This window comes from Parendozoicomonas verongulae (assembly GCF_009711465.1).
GTDB lineage: Bacteria > Pseudomonadota > Gammaproteobacteria > Pseudomonadales > Endozoicomonadaceae > Sansalvadorimonas > Sansalvadorimonas verongulae.
On sequence record NZ_SMME01000454.1, the window covers coordinates 1 to 325 of the forward strand.

Sequence of the window (325 nt, forward strand, 5' to 3'; positions counted from 1 at the left end):
CACCAAACACAAACGCATTCACACAGGGGAAAGGCCCTATGGCTGTGACGTTGAGGGGTGCCACAAAACGTTTACCCTATCCGGCGATCTTACCAAACACAAACGCACTCACACAGGGGACAGACCCTTTGGCTGTGACTTTGCCGGGTGTCACAAAGCGTTTACCGCATCCGGCGAGCTCATCAAACACAAGCGCACCCACACAGGAGATAAGCCTTTTGTCTGCGACCAGGACGGGTGCAAAAAGTCTTTCACCCAATCCGGCGCTCTCACCAGACACAAGCGCACCCACACTGGGGACAAGCCCTTTGTCTGTGACTTTGAC

At 54.5% G+C, this 325-nt stretch carries 1 protein-coding gene; it reads right to left on the bottom strand.

The window, feature by feature from the left end; translation table 11 throughout:
- Positions 1 to 76 precede the first annotated feature (76 nt).
- The coding region (locus E1189_RS24540) for a hypothetical protein (RefSeq protein WP_230459903.1) at positions 77 to 325 on the bottom strand (249 nt) is incomplete at its 5' end.